General features: G+C 64.2%; 12 protein-coding genes. 7 read left to right on the forward strand and 5 right to left on the reverse strand.

Annotated features, from left to right (window positions below):
- Positions 1–92: 92 nt before the first annotated feature.
- From polA to K3759_RS15975, 3 genes are all read left to right on the forward strand, one after another.
- A complete protein-coding gene (gene polA / locus K3759_RS15965; RefSeq protein WP_259983282.1) occupies positions 93–2,891 on the forward strand; it encodes a DNA polymerase I in 2,799 nt (932 codons plus the stop codon).
- On the forward strand, positions 2,891–3,097 hold the full coding sequence (locus K3759_RS15970; RefSeq protein ID WP_259983283.1) for a YdeI/OmpD-associated family protein: 207 nt from the start codon (positions 2,891–2,893) through the stop codon (positions 3,095–3,097). The genes polA and K3759_RS15970 overlap by 1 nt, the downstream gene beginning before the upstream one ends.
- Positions 3,098–3,372: 275 nt before the next feature.
- Positions 3,373–3,990, forward strand: a complete 618-nt coding sequence (locus tag K3759_RS15975) for a glutathione S-transferase (RefSeq protein ID WP_259985661.1) — start codon at positions 3,373–3,375, stop codon at positions 3,988–3,990.
- On the opposite strand, the gene K3759_RS15980 is transcribed toward K3759_RS15975, so the two are convergent.
- Together K3759_RS15980 and K3759_RS15985 are read right to left on the reverse strand one after the other, a co-directional pair.
- Entirely contained in the window at positions 3,979–4,743 is a 765-nt protein-coding gene (locus tag K3759_RS15980; protein ID WP_259983284.1) for a hydroxypyruvate isomerase family protein, read from the reverse strand. The genes K3759_RS15975 and K3759_RS15980 overlap by 12 nt on opposite strands.
- A gap of 18 nt (positions 4,744–4,761) precedes the next feature.
- A complete protein-coding gene (locus tag K3759_RS15985) occupies positions 4,762–5,337 on the reverse strand; it encodes a DUF1285 domain-containing protein (protein ID WP_259983285.1) in 576 nt (191 codons plus the stop codon).
- Between the two features lie 70 nt (positions 5,338–5,407).
- On the opposite strand from K3759_RS15985, the gene K3759_RS15990 reads away from it, so the two are divergent.
- From K3759_RS15990 to K3759_RS16005, 4 genes are read left to right on the forward strand one after another with little or no spacing between them, the layout of a single operon-like run.
- The gene (locus K3759_RS15990; RefSeq protein WP_259983286.1) at positions 5,408–6,415 is read left to right on the forward strand and encodes a MoxR family ATPase; all 1,008 of its coding nucleotides are present in this window, start codon (positions 5,408–5,410) and stop codon (positions 6,413–6,415) included.
- On the forward strand, positions 6,412–7,299 hold the full coding sequence (locus tag K3759_RS15995; RefSeq protein WP_259983287.1) for a DUF58 domain-containing protein: 888 nt from the start codon (positions 6,412–6,414) through the stop codon (positions 7,297–7,299). The genes K3759_RS15990 and K3759_RS15995 overlap by 4 nt, the downstream gene beginning before the upstream one ends.
- Complete coding sequence (locus K3759_RS16000; protein ID WP_259983288.1) at positions 7,296–10,061, forward strand: DUF4159 domain-containing protein; 2,766 nt, start codon at positions 7,296–7,298, stop codon at positions 10,059–10,061. The genes K3759_RS15995 and K3759_RS16000 overlap by 4 nt, the downstream gene beginning before the upstream one ends.
- The gene (locus tag K3759_RS16005) at positions 10,058–12,100 is read left to right on the forward strand and encodes a hypothetical protein (protein WP_259983290.1); all 2,043 of its coding nucleotides are present in this window, start codon (positions 10,058–10,060) and stop codon (positions 12,098–12,100) included. Before K3759_RS16000 ends, K3759_RS16005 begins: the two co-directional genes overlap by 4 nt.
- Here K3759_RS16005 and K3759_RS16010 read toward each other — a convergent pair.
- The 3 genes from K3759_RS16010 to yaaA all read right to left on the reverse strand — a co-directional run bounded on the left by K3759_RS16010 (position 12,097) and on the right by yaaA (position 14,483).
- Entirely contained in the window at positions 12,097–12,978 is an 882-nt protein-coding gene (locus tag K3759_RS16010; RefSeq protein WP_259983292.1) for a nickel/cobalt transporter, read from the reverse strand. The two genes, K3759_RS16005 and K3759_RS16010, sit on opposite strands and share 4 nt — an antisense overlap.
- Positions 12,963–13,613 (reverse strand): DUF1007 family protein, encoded by a 651-nt coding sequence (locus tag K3759_RS16015; protein WP_259983294.1) that lies wholly within the window; start codon positions 13,611–13,613, stop codon positions 12,963–12,965. Before K3759_RS16015 ends, K3759_RS16010 begins: the two co-directional genes overlap by 16 nt.
- 90 nt (positions 13,614–13,703) lie before the next feature.
- A complete protein-coding gene (gene yaaA, locus K3759_RS16020; protein WP_259983296.1) occupies positions 13,704–14,483 on the reverse strand; it encodes a peroxide stress protein YaaA in 780 nt (259 codons plus the stop codon).
- Positions 14,484–14,509 lie beyond the last annotated feature (26 nt).

The following is a 14,509-nucleotide window of genomic DNA, read 5'->3' on the forward strand; positions in this document are numbered from 1 at the left end:
CGACGGCACGAACCTGCCCGCGCGGCGCATTGGCGTCTGGCCGTGGGCCATGCTTCGTGGCAAAAGGGTCGCCAACCCAGCGGAGCATTCCTATGACATTCGGCAAAGGCCACCACCTGCATCTGATCGACGGCTCGGCCTTCATCTTTCGCGCTTATCACGCCCTGCCGCCGCTGACGCGCAAATCCGACGGCCTGCCGATCGGCGCGGTCGCCGGGTTCTGCAACATGCTGCACCGCTATGTCGAAGGCAACACCGGCCCCAACGCGCCTACGCATGTAGCTGTGATCTTCGACAAGGGCAGCCATACCTTCCGCAACGACATGTACGACCAGTACAAGGCCAACCGCGATGCCATGCCCGAAGATTTGCGCCCGCAGATCCCGCTGACCCGCACCGCGACCGAGGCGTTCAACATCGCCTGCAAAGAGCTTGAGGGCTATGAGGCCGATGACATCATCGCCACGCTGGCTGTGCAGGCCCGTGCCGCCGGGGGGCGCTGCACGATCATTAGCTCCGACAAGGATCTGATGCAGCTCGTCGGCGACGGCGTGGAAATGCTGGATGCGATGAAGAACAAGACCATCGACCGCGATGGGGTGTTCGAGAAGTTCGGTGTCTACCCCGACCGCGTCGTGGACGTACAGGCGCTGGCGGGCGATTCGGTTGACAACGTGCCCGGCGCGCCCGGCATCGGGATCAAGACGGCGGCGCTGCTGATCAATGAATTTGGCGATCTGGACGCGCTCTTGGAACGTGCCGAAGAGATCAAGCAGCCCAAACGCCGCCAGACCCTGATCGACCATGCCGAGCAAATTCGCCTGAGCCGCAGCCTTGTCCTGCTCGACGAAAATACGCCGATCGACTTCACCATCGACGATCTCGAAGTGCGCGACCCCGATGCGGACCGCCTGCTCGGCTTCCTGTCCGAAATGGAATTCCGCACCCTGTCGAAACGCGTAGCCGAGGTGCTGGGCCGTGAAGCCCCTGCCATTCCTGAAGCCCCCACCCCCGCCGTGGCCGATGCGCCGCAAATGGCTGATGTGCCTTTTGACGCCACCAAATACGAGCAGGTCAGCGACGCCGAAGCGCTGCGCGTCTGGCTCGACCGGATTTACGAGGTCGGCTATGTCGCGGTCGATACTGAAACGACGGGTCTCAATGAAATGACGGCAGAGTTGGTAGGCGTCTCGCTCTCCGTCGAGCCGGGGCAGGCTTGCTACATTCCGCTGATCCACAAAGCCAGCCGCAGCGATGATCTTTTCGGCTCCGATGACCTCGCCCCCGGCCAGATGCCGATCGAGGAAGCGCTGCAACTGCTGACCCCGATGCTGGAGGATCCCGCGATCCTCAAGATCGGACAGAATATGAAATACGACGGCAAGATTTTCGCCCAGTTGGGCATCACTGTCGCCCCGATCGACGATACGATGCTGATGTCTTACGCGATGCACGCAGGGTTGCACGGGCATGGTATGGATACGCTGTCTGAGCGCTATCTCGGTCATACGCCGATCCCGATCAAACCACTTCTGGGCAGTGGCAAATCCGCCGTGACCTTCGACAAGGTACCGCTGGAAGAGGCCGTGGCCTATGCCGCCGAAGATGCGGATATCACTTTGCGCCTGTGGCAACTCTTCAAGCCCCAACTCCACCGCGCCGAGGTCACTAAGGTCTACGAAACGCTGGAGCGCCCGCTGGTGCCAGTGCTGGCGCAAATGGAACGCGCAGGCATTCAGGTTGATCGCGATACGCTCAGCCGCATGTCCAATGCCTTTGCACAGAAAATGGCCGGGCTTGAAGCCGAGATTCATGAATTGGCGGGCGAGACATTCAATGTCGGCTCCCCGGCGCAGCTTGGTGAAATCCTTTTTGACAAGATGGGGTTGCAAGGCGGCAAGAAGGGCAAGACCGGCAAATATTCCACCGGCGCCGATGTGCTGGAGGACTTGGCCACCGAACATGACCTCGCCCGCCGGGTGCTGGACTGGCGGCAGTTGTCAAAGCTGAAGTCGACCTATACCGACGCGTTGCAGGACCATGTGAACGCCGACACGGGCCGGGTGCACACCTGCTATTCCATCGCGGGCGCGGCGACGGGGCGTTTGGCCTCGACCGATCCGAACCTGCAAAACATCCCGATCCGCTCCGAGGAAGGCCGCCGCATCCGCGAAGCCTTTGTCGCACCCGAGGGCAAAGTGCTGGTGGCGCTGGACTACAGCCAGATTGAACTGCGCATTCTGGCCCATATCGCCCAGATCGACGCGCTCAAGGAAGCGTTTCAACGCGGCGATGACATCCATGCCATGACGGCGTCCGAGATGTTCGATGTGCCGATGGATCAGATGACCCCTGACATCCGCCGCAACGCCAAGGCGATCAACTTTGGTGTGATCTATGGCATTTCCGGCTTTGGCCTTGCGCGCAACCTGCGTATTCCGCGGGCCGAGGCGCAGGGTTTCATCGACCGCTATTTCGAGCGTTTCCCCGGCATCCGTACCTATATGGATGACACCAAGGCTTTCGCCAAAGAGCATGGCTATGTCCAAACGCTCTTTGGCCGCAAGATCAACACGCCCAACATCGGCGCCAAGGGGCCGCAGGCCGGGTTCGCCGCTCGCGCAGCGATCAACGCGCCGATCCAAGGCACCGCCGCCGATGTGATCCGCCGCGCGATGATACGCATGCCCGAGGCGATTGCTGATTTGCCCGCGACGATGCTGTTACAAGTGCATGATGAATTGCTGTTCGAGGTGGAGAAGGGTGCCGAAGACGCGCTGATCGCGGCGGCGCGTGAGGTGATGGAGAACGCCAATTACCCGGTGGTCAAGCTTGATGTGGAGCTGACCGTGGACGCTGGCGTGGGTGCGAATTGGGCGGAGGCGCATTGATGGAGCATATAGACCTCCCCGAAGACCTCGCCCAAGCGCTGGAAGAGACCGGCGCACGGGCGGGCTGGGACGGATACAGCGATGAGTTGCGCGCCGATGCGCTGGCATGGATCGACGCGGCGCGGACCACAACAGCGCGGTCTAAGCGGGTGGATGATGTGGCGCGCTTTGCGGGCAAGGGGCTGCCGCCGACACCGTTTCAGTGAGAGAGAGGGCCATCGCCTGCCCGCGGGTCGGCGATCCCAACGCTTGTTCATGCCACTTTATAGTTCAGCCATGATGTGACTTAGCTAAGTTGCGCCAAGCCTCACCAAATCGCCTACCCGGTCGCACTTGAGGTGCGCCCATCATATAGCGGCACGCCTTTGGCGTGACGGGCGGGCAGGCGATGGCCCGGCGCCTGCGGCTTGATTCCGGGCCGGATGGCGTAGATCGTCGTCTGCGCATAGAATCTCGAACCTTTTGGCGCTATTCACACACCATGACCCCAATCCTCTACTCCTTCCGCCGCTGTCCCTACGCCATGCGAGCCCGTCTCGCCCTCGCTGCCGGGCAGACGCCCGTCCACCTGCGCGAAGTCGTTCTGCGGGACAAACCGCAGGCCTTCCTCGAAGCCTCCCCCAGTGCTACTGTCCCCTGCCTCGTTACCGAATCTGGCCCTATCGACGAGAGCCTCGACATCATGAAATGGGCGCTGGCCCAGAACGATCCCGAAGGCTGGCTCGACATGCCGCCCGAAGGCCACGACTGGATTGCCCGCGCCGATGGTCCATTCAAAAACGCACTGGACCGCACTAAATACGCGATCCGATACCCGGAGGAAGACCCCAGAGATCAGTGCCGCAAGGCCGCGGCCTTCCTCCATGACCTCGACACGCAACTGGGCGAGTGGATCTTCGACCGCCCCACGCTGGCGGATTACGCTATCCTGCCCTTCGTACGGCAGTTCGCCTTTATCGACCGCGCTTGGTTCGGCGCACAGGATTGGCCCGCAGTGCGCGGCTGGCTCGACCGGTTTCTGGAATCGTCCCGCTTCGAAAGCGTGATGGACAAATACCCCCAGTGGCAGCCCGGCGACGCGCTGGTGTCATTCCCCTAGGGCGGTCACCCACCCCAAGGTTTGCTCCGTCGGGCCGCCCGGAATATACTCCCCGCTGACAAAACCGTCATAGCCCGCTCGCAGCGCGGCAAAAAGCCCGTCGACATCAACTTCGCCACTGCCCGGCGCGCCGCGCTCTGGCGTGTCGCCTAGCTGCACATGGCGGATCAGGGGGCGATATTCCTCGTAAACCGCCACGGCATCGCCATGGATCATCTGGGCGTGAAAACTGTCGAATTGCAGCGCCACATTGGGCGCATCTACCGCCGCTAGCAGATCCGCCGCCTGTGCGTAATCGTTCAAGAAATACCCCGGCTTGGCCTGCGGGCAAAGCGGCTCAATCATCAAAGTCACACCCGGCGGTGCCTCTGCGGCGGCATAGCGGAGGTTCGTCACAAACGCCTCACGCGCCGCAGGCCCTTCGGCCTCTCCGGCCATGACATGCACCATCTTGGGCCGCAGCGCCTCAACATAGCGCCAGACACGGCGCATATCATGGGCAAACCGCGCCTCCCCGCCCGGAATGGCGGCATAACCGGGCTGACCGCCTGTATAGTTCGGCGGCGGCGCATTGATCAGGGCAAGTGTTAACCCGTTGCGCAGCAGGGCACGCTGCGTCTCTTTCGCGGGCATATCATAGGGAAACAACACCTCAACCGCGCCAAACCCCGCCTTGGCCGCCGCGTCGAACCGATCCAGATAGGGCAGCTCGGACCAGAGCAGCGACAGGTTGGCGGCGGGGGTTATCGGCATTCGGGTCTTTCGGTCAACTTACGGCAGGTCTTCCGACGGGATGATGCCAAAGAATTTCCCGCCCGACCAGACACCAAACCAGCCATCGCGGTGCTGGCTCAGATCAACCAAACGGTAAAAGCTCTTGCGGTCAATCAGCGCCTCAAGGTTTCGACGTACCAGCACATAGGGCGACGGCTCGCCCGTCTCCTCATCACGGACCACGCGGATCGGATGTTCCGGCCCCGCCTCGGCCACATCGCCTAGGTTGGTGAGAAACCGCAACTGCTGCGCCTCGCCCTCGCCTTCGGCCTCGAAATCCACGGCGACAAAGGGCGCATCTTCGACCGTGATGCCCACCTTCTCGACCGGGGACTTGAGGAAATAGTCATCCCCCTCTCGCCAGAGAATCGATGCGAACAACTTGACCAATTCAATCCGCCCGATCGGCGTGCCTTGGTAGAACCACGTTCCATCACGCTTGATCTGCATGTCCAGATCGCCGCAGAATTCCGGGTTCCACTTCTCAAGCGGCGGGGTTCCGCGCGCTTTTGCGGCCTTGGCGGCTTCGATCAGGCTGTCTGCGGTGGGTGTCACGGTATTTTGTCCGCTCATTGGTTTTGCCATTCCCTTTGGTCGCGATACACTTACACCTGAAAGATATAACTCCGGAGAAAGAAATGTCATGGCCGAAGCGGATGATCTGATCGCGCAAATCGAAGCGCTGACCGAAAAGCTGGGCGAGGCCAAGCAATCGATCACCGGACGGTTCGTCGGGCAAGAGCAGGTTGTGGACCTCGCGCTCACGGCTCTGCTATGCGGTGGCCACGGGCTGCTGATCGGCCTGCCGGGCTTGGGCAAGACCCGTCTGGTTGAGACTTTGAGCACCGTCATGGGCCTGCACGGCAACCGCGTGCAGTTCACCCCCGATCTGATGCCCGCCGATATCCTCGGCTCCGAAGTGCTCGACACCGCGCCTGACGGCAGCCGTGCCTTTCGCTTTATCGAAGGGCCGATCTTTTGCCAGTTGCTGATGGCCGATGAGATCAACCGCGCCAGTCCGCGCACGCAGTCGGCGCTTTTGCAGGCGATGCAGGAACGAACGGTCACCGTGGCGGGACAAGACCGCGCCTTGGGCCAGCCCTTCCACGTCTTGGCCACCCAAAACCCGATTGAGCAAGAAGGCACCTATCCTCTGCCCGAAGCGCAGCTTGACCGGTTCCTCGTTCAGATCGACGTGGCCTACCCCGACCGCGCGACGGAGCGGGGCATCCTGATCGCCACCACCGGCGTGGAAGACGGCGCGGTGCGTCCTGTGTTCACCGCCGACGATCTGCTGGCCGCACAAAACCTGCTGCGCCGGATGCCGGTGGGCGACAGTGTGGTGGAGTTGATCCTTGATCTCGTCCGCGCCTTCCGCCCCGATGAGCCGGAGGCCATGTCTGCGGTGCGCGACAGTGTCGCTTGGGGGCCGGGGCCACGTGCAGCGCAGGCACTGATGATGACCGTGCGTGCGCGGGCGCTGCTGGATGGGCGGCTTGCCCCTTCTGCCGAAGACGTGCTGGCGATGGCCCGCCCGGTGCTAAGCCACCGGATGGCGCTGAACTTCGCCGCCCGCGCACGCGGCGAAAGCCTGCAAGGGCTGATCGATGCCACCGCCGGTCAACTGATCGGGAAAAAGGCCGCCGCGTGACCCATTCCCCCCTAACCCTCAGGGCCGACGCCGAGGGCGAAGCGGCCCGGCTTCCCGCGCTTTTGGCGCGGGCCGAGCATTTGGCAGGTGCCGTGCTGCCCGGTGCCCATGGCCGTCGCCGTGCAGGGACGGGGGATGATTTCTGGCAATACCGCCCCGCGCAGATGGGCGACAGCCGCCGCATGATCGATCACCGCCGCTCTGCCCGGGGCGATCATGAGTTCGTGCGCGAGCGGGAATGGCAGATTGCCCAGTCGGTAATGCTCTGGGTCGATCAGGGGGCGTCGATGCGCTTTGCCTCTGACAAAGGGCTGCCCGATAAAGCAGATCGCGCACGGTTGCTGGGGTTGGCGCTGTCGATCCTGCTGCTGCGCGGGGGCGAGCGTGTGGGCCTTACCGGGACTGCCCTGCCGCCCCGGCGCGGCAACCCGCAGATCCTGCGTCTGGCCGAATTGCTCTGCCGCGAGGATGATCGCGAGTATGCCCCGCCCGAACATCGCGGCATGATCCCCCATGCCCGGGCAATTTATATCTCGGATTTCATGGGCGATCTCGACCCCGTCCGTACCGCGCTGACCAAGGCCGCAGATCGTGGCGTGCGCGGTGTGCTGTATCATCTGCTCGACCCGGCCGAAGAGGCCTTCCCCTTCGCGGGCCGTACCATCTTTGAGAGCGTCGGCGGCACGCTGAGCCATGAGACACTCAAGGCGAACGACCTGCGCGACCGCTATCTCGACCGGCTGGCAGCGCGCAAAGACGCGTTGCAGCAACTCTGCGCTCTCACCGGTTGGCGCTATGGGTTGCACCACACGGATGCCTCGGCGCAATCGGCGCTGCTGTGGCTCTTTGGCGCGCTGGACGCGCGGCAGGGGAGTGCGGCATGAGCGTCTTTGGCGGCATCGGTTTCACCGCGCCTTGGCTGTTGCTGGCCCTGCTGGCGTTGCCAATCCTCTGGCTGATCCTGCGTGCCGTGCCCCCGGCCCCCATCCGCCGCCGCTTTCCCGGTGTGGCGCTTTTGCTGGGGCTGGCAGATGACGAAAGCACGACGGACCGCACGCCGTGGTGGCTGCTTTTGCTACGGATGCTGGCCGTGGCCGCGATCATTATTGGCCTTGCCGGGCCGGTGCTGAACCCGCAGGCCGAGACGGAACAGGGCAGTGGCCCAATTTTGATGGTGCTCGATGGCTCTTGGGCCGGGGCCAGCGGCTGGGATCGCCAGTTGGCCGCCGTAGACGCGCAGCTGACCCGCGCCGGGCGGGCCGAGCGGACGGTGGGCATCCTGACACTGACCGACCCGCAGGTGCCGACTTTCCAATCAGCAGATGCGTGGCGCAGCCGCCTTGCCGGGCTTTCCCCCGCGCCATGGCAGCCGTCCCCGACAGAGATCACCCGTGCGACCGAAATCATAGCAGAGCTGCCTGCCTTCGACGCGATGTGGTTCAGCGATGGCTTGGACTATCCGGGCCGCGATGACCTGCTCGCCACGCTGCAATCCAAAGGCGCGGTTGAGGTGCATCAGTCCGCAAGCAACGTCATCGGCATCGCCCCCGCTGTCTACCAAGATGGCGCGATCGACCTCACCCTGCGCCGCGCCATTCCCGGCCCGGAACGCGAGGTCGTGGTGCAGGCCCATGGTCGCGACCCCGCAGGCAATGCCCGCATTTTGGCCACCGCCAATGCCAGTTTCGAGGCGGGGGCGACAGAGGCCACCACCTCCCTGTCGCTGCCCGCCGAACTGCGCGCGCGACTGACCTCCTTCGACATCGCAGGCCAACGCTCTGCCGGGGCGCGTACCTTGGTCGATGACGGGCTGCGCCGCCGTGAGGTCGCGCTGATCAGTGGGCGCGGGGCGCAGGAAGGGCTGCAACTGCTCTCTCCGCTGCATTACATTGAACAGGCGCTGGCCCCGAGTGCCGACCTGATCGACGGCACCCTGACCGATGTTCTGCCCGCCAACCCCGATGTGATCGTGCTGGCCGATGTCGCCACGCTTAGCCCCGCCGAGGCAGAGCCACTGCAAGAGTGGATTGACGCGGGCGGTATGCTCATTCGCTTCGCCGGACCGCGCATTGCGGCGAGTGACGTGAGCCGCATCGACGAAGACCCGCTGATGCCCGTGCGCCTGCGCGCCGGGGGGCGCAGCGTGGGCGGGGCAATGTCTTGGGGCGAGCCGAAGGCGCTGGCCCCTTTCCGCAACGGTTCTCCCTTCTTCGGCCTGCCGGTGCCAGATGACGTGACCGTTTCCGCGCAGGTCGTGGCGCAACCGGACCCGACACTGGCCGACCGTGTTATTGCGTCACTTAGCGACGGCACACCGCTGGTCACGCGCAAGGCTGTGGGTCAGGGGCAGATCGTGCTCTTCCACGTCACCGCCACAGCGGAATGGTCAACCCTGCCGCTCTCGGGTCTTTTCGTGCAGATGATGGAGCGGCTGGCCGTGTCGTCAGGCGCCAGCACTCCCGAGGCCGACAGCCTTGACGGCACCTCATGGACCCCACTGCGGGTGATGGACGGTTTCGGCACCCTGTCGGATGCAGGGAATCTGCCCGGAGTCGCGGGGCCAGAGCTGATCTCGGCCCCCGCGGGCCCCGCCCTGCCGCCCGGCATCTACGGGTCAGAGGATCGACGGCTCGCGCGGAATGTGCTGACCCAAGAGACCACTCTCACCCCCGCCGCGTGGCCTGCCGATGTGCCGCTGCGTGGCCTTGCCCTGCCGCCGGAACAGCCGCTGGCCGGGGCGCTTTTGAGCCTCGCAATCCTGCTTCTGGTCGCGGATGTGCTGGCCTCCCTCGCCCTTTCGGGCCTGTGGCTGCGGCGCTCGACCGGGACCTTGGCGCTGGTCTTGGGGCTGGGATTGCCACAGATGGGGGACGCGCAGGAAACCGATCCTGAAAGCTTTGCAATCCGCTCGGCCTCCGAGGTCACACTGGCTCATGTGTTGACCGGCAACCCGGATGTTGACGAAGTCGCGCGCGCTGGTTTGACCGGCCTATCAGACACGCTTTATTTCCGCACCACGGTCGAACCTGCCTTGCCCACCGGCGTTGATCTTGAGCAAGACGAACTGTCTTTTTTCCCGATCCTCTATTGGCCTGTCATCCCTGAGCAGCCGCAACCTTCGACTGAGGCCTATGGCAAGCTGAATGACTATCTCCGCTCGGGCGGGTTGATCCTGTTTGATACCCGCGATGCCGATATCGCGAGCTATGGTGCCGCCAGCCCGAACGGGCGCAAGCTGCAAGAACTTGCCGCCCCGCTCGACATCCCGCCGTTGGAGCCGCTGCCCGGTGACCATGTGCTGACCCGCACCTTCTATCTGCTACAAGACTACCCGGGCCGCTACACCAGCCGCGATGTCTGGGTCGAGGCCGCGCCGCCCGACGCCGAACGGATCGAGGGCATGCCATTTCGCAACCTTAATGACGGGGTCACCCCGGTGGTGATCGGCGGCAACGATTGGGCCGCCGCTTGGGCCGTGCGCCGTGATGGCGCGCCGCTTTTGCCCATAGGGCGCGGCTATGCCGGGGAGCGGCAGCGCGAGTTGGCCTACCGCTTTGGCGTGAACCTCGTGATGCATGTACTGACGGGAAATTATAAATCCGATCAGGTCCATGTGCCTGCGCTGCTGGATAGGTTGGGCCAATGACCGGAACGGTGCTTTTCGATCCGCTGATCCCGCTGCCGCTGCTTATCGGACTCGCGGTGCTGGCCGCCTTTGGCATTCTGCTGGCGCTTTGGCGTGGGCTGTCAGGCTGGGCGCTGCGCGGATTGGCGGCAGCGGTGGTTTTGGCGGCGCTCGCTGGCCCCTCCTACCAGACCGAAGACCGCGCGCCGCTGAGCGACATCGTCCTGCTGCTCGAAGACGAAAGCGCCAGCCAGCGGCTGGCCGACCGCGCCGATCAGACCGATGCCGCCGCTGAGGCGATGGCCGACCGTATCACTGCGCGCCCGAACACGGAACTGCGCCGGATCAACGTCCCCGACGGGGCCGAGGACGCAGGCACCCGGCTAATGACCAAGCTGGCCGATGCGCTGGCCGAGGAACCGCGTTCCCGCATAGCCGGAATTCTGGCGGTTAGTGATGGCCGGGTGCATGATGCTGACCTACCGCTTGACCTTCCCGCGCCGCTGCACCTTCTGCAAACAGGCCTTGCCGAGGATTGGGACCGCCGCCTGACCGTCCGCAACGCTCCGGCCTTTGCCATCATCGGTGAGCCAGTGACACTGACGTTGCGCATCGACGATCTGGGCGCTGCGCCCGAGAGTGACGGGCTGACCCAGCTTGATATCTCTGTCGACGGCGAGGAACCGCAAAGCTTTAACGTCCCCGTAGGCCAAGACATCGACCTGCCCGTCACCCTGCCCCACGGCGGGCGCAATGTGATCCGCTTTTCCCTGCCTAAAGCCGATGGGGAACTGACCGACCGCAACAATGCCGCGCTGATCCAGATGAACGGGGTGCGCGACCGGCTGCGCGTGCTGCTGGTCTCGGGCGAGCCGCATCCCGGGGGGCGCACATGGCGCAACCTGCTGAAGTCCGACAGCGCGGTCGATTTGGTGCATTTCACGATTCTGCGCCCGCCCGACAAACAGGATGGCGTGCCGGTGAACGAGTTGTCGCTGATCGCCTTTCCGACGCGCGAATTGTTCATGGACAAGATCGACGACTTCGATCTGATTATCTTTGACCGCTACCAGCGGCGCGGCATCTTGCCTGCGCTCTATCTTGATAACGTGGCGCAATATGTGCGCAAGGGTGGGGCCGTGTTGGTCGCTGCGGGGCCGGATTTTGCCAGCGCCGACAGCCTCTACCGCTCGCCGCTTGGCACGGTCCTGCCCGCCACCCCAACCGCGCGGGTGCTGGAGGAGGCTTTCCCCCCCGTCGTGACTGACATTGGTCAGCGACACCCCGTCACCGCTGAGTTGCCCAGCAAGGGCGATTGGGGCCGCTGGCTGCGTCAGATCGACGTGACCGCTGAGCGCGGCGATGTGGTGATGAGCGGCGCAGACGACCGTCCCTTGCTCGTATTGGACCGCGTCGACGAAGGCCGCGTGGCACTGCTGGCGTCGGATCACGCATGGCTCTGGAATCGGGGCTATGAGGGCGGTGGCCCGCAGTTGGAACTGTTGCGCCGTCTGGCCCATTGGATGATGAAAGAACCCGAGCTTGAGGAGGAGGCCCTGACCGCCACCGCCCAAGGTCGCACCATGCGCATCACCCGCCGCACCTTGGATGAGACGGTGCCCCCGGTCACGATTACGGCTCCTGATGGCAGCACCAGTGAACTGACCCTCTCTCCCGCCGGGCCGGGACGGTTTGAGGCGGAGCATACTGGCGAAGAGATCGGTCTCTACCGGCTCGAAAATGGCGATGAGGTCACCGTCATCGGCCTTGGCCCCGCCGCCCCGCGTGAATTTGTTGAGACGATTGCCAGTGACGAAGCTCTGCGCCCGGTGATCGACGCGCTGCGTGGCGGTATGGCGCGGGTCGAAGACGGGCTGCCCCGTCTGCGCGATGTGCGTCTGGGCCGCCCCGCTGCCGGGCGCGGTTGGCTGGGCCTGACCCCGCGTGGCGCCTATGAGACGCGCGATGTGCGGCAAACGCCGCTGTTGCCCGGCTGGCTGGTGCTGTTGCTTTCGGCCCTGTTCATCACCGCCGCTTGGTTGCGCGAAGGCCGCCGCTAAAGCGCGCGGTACAGCAACCCGCTTGCGAGTGTGACAACGATGAGCCCCGCCGTCAGCTCGGCCACCGCTGCGGCTTGCGCCAGCCTCGGCGATCCAGCCAGCCCTCCAAGCACCCCCGCCCGCAAACCCGTCGCGGCAAGCCCGGTCGCGATGGTGACCAGACCGGTGCCAAGGGCCATGGCAAAAGCCCCCAAAACACCGACGCCGCCAATCCCCATGTGCCAAGTGATCACCAGTACAAACAGCGCACCGGTGCAGGGGCGGATGGCGATCCCGGCGATCAAAAGCAGCGCATCGCGCAGGCTGCCTGCCTGCTGGACCTGGGCCAAGCTTGGCCCATGGGCATGGCCGCAATGGCCGCAGACCGCTTCGCTATGCGCCGCCTTCTCCTGCCGCGCATGGCGCAACCCGCGCCAGATCAGCCAAAGCCCGATCAGGGCAATCGCGCCATAACTTGCCGGGGCCATGATGTCTTCGGTCACGCCTACCAGCGCCTCACGCCCAAGTCCCAAAAGCAGAATCCCCGCATAGACCAAGACCACCGCCGTTACCGCTTGGCCCAAAGACGCCGCCAAAGCGATCAGCGACAGGCGCAGCATCGGCACCGAGCGCGCCAGCCCATAGCCGCCAATCACGATTTTGCCGTGCCCCGGTCCCGCCGCATGCACGACACCATAGGCAAAAGACGCCAACAGCACCGTCCAGAACGCCGCCGTATCGCCCCCCCGCGTGGCGCGCAGCCCGCTGGCGATGCTGTTCTGAAACCCACGCTGCTGCCCTGCCGTCCAGTGGGCCAAGGCGTTAAAGCCCCCCGTCCACCACAGCGCCGCCAGCGCCAGTAGGGTAGCCAAGGCGGCCAGCGCTATGATGCGTCGCATGTGATCACCACTTCATTGGCCAAGGCTTCGCCGATCTCCGGCAGGCCGACATCGTTCGGATCGGTATTCGCGTCCAGCGCGCTCAAGTCCTGCTGAAGGGCGCGCAGATCGGCGCTCATATCCGGCATCTTGACACGCGCGCGGCAGGCGTCATCGCCTTGGACAGTCACTTTCTGAGTCACCTCATAGGCGGTGTAATAGGTCGGGTCATAGGGTTTGATGACCAGCCCATTCGCGTCAGGCGCATCGCCCTCGACCGCCCGCAGATGGCTGGTGATGATCCGGCCCTCGGAAAAGGTCGTCGCCACCTCTTGCGGGCTAGAAAGCGCGATCTCTTCACCGCCGCTCAGCAAGACTGTATCGCCGTTGAACCCTTCGACCCAACGCATGTCGAACCCGTTGAGTGAGGCCACCTCTTGCTCGGTCAACACGCCATCGTAATCGGGGTCGAGCCCGCGATCCTCGGTCACCAAGAGAGAGTAGAATTCGTCATAGGCCCATGTGATCCGCAGGTGGGTCAACCGCCCCTCGGCATCGACGATCACTTCGAACCCGGTATCGACGAAGATATGCGGATGCGCGCCAAGCGGCGTGGCGCAGGCAAGAAGGGCGGCGGTAACAAGCGGGTATTTCATGGCGCTAGGTCTACCCCCCTTCGCCATGCGCGGCAATTGCCCGGCGGGTGGCATGTGGCGGGATCGCGCGCATTGCCCCCCGCCCCCCGATCAGGTCGACGGATAGGGCCGGACAAAGACCGGACGCTCGGGGGTCGAGGCATCGGGCTGATAGGCATAGCCGCCGCTGTCGAAATCCTGCAACCCTTCGGGATCATTCACCCGGTGCTGCACGATATACCGCGCCATGGCGCCGCGCGCTTTCTTGGCAAAGAAGCTGACGATCTTCGGCCCCTTACCGTCGCCCTTGTCCTCCATGAACTGCGGGGTGATCACGCGCAGTTTCAGCGCCTTGAGGTCCACCGCGCCAAAATATTCCTGACTGGCGCAGTTCACCAGAACATCGCTGCCGGTCGCCTCGGCCTGCGCGTTCAGCGCCTTTGACAAGCTGTCGCGCCAGTAGTCATAGAGGTTGCCGCCGCGACGGGTCTTCAGTTTGCTGCCCATCTCCAACCGGTAGGGTTGGATCGCATCCAGCGGGCGCAGCACGCCGTAAAGCCCCGACAGGATGCGCAGGTGGTCTTGCGCATAGGCCATCTCATCCGCATCTAGGCTCGCGGCCTCCAGCCCCTGATAGGTGTCGCCCGCAAAGGCCAGCGCGGCGGGGCGGGTGACATCGGCAGCGGGCCCGGCCTCAAACGCCTGAAATCGGTCGCGGTTGAGCCGCGCCAGATCGTCGCTGAGCCCCATCAGACCTTTGAGGTTGCCGAGTGTGAGATTGCGCGCCGTTGTTGCCAGCCGCACGGCATCTTCCTGAAAATCAGGCTGTGTCACGGCGATATCGCGCTCGGCCCAATCGAGGCGCTTGGCGGGGGAAATAACGACGAGCATGGCAGTCTCCTTCGAGCGTTTCGGAT

The sequence above is a fragment of the Sulfitobacter sp. W027 genome, from assembly GCF_025143985.1.
Lineage (GTDB): Bacteria > Pseudomonadota > Alphaproteobacteria > Rhodobacterales > Rhodobacteraceae > Sulfitobacter.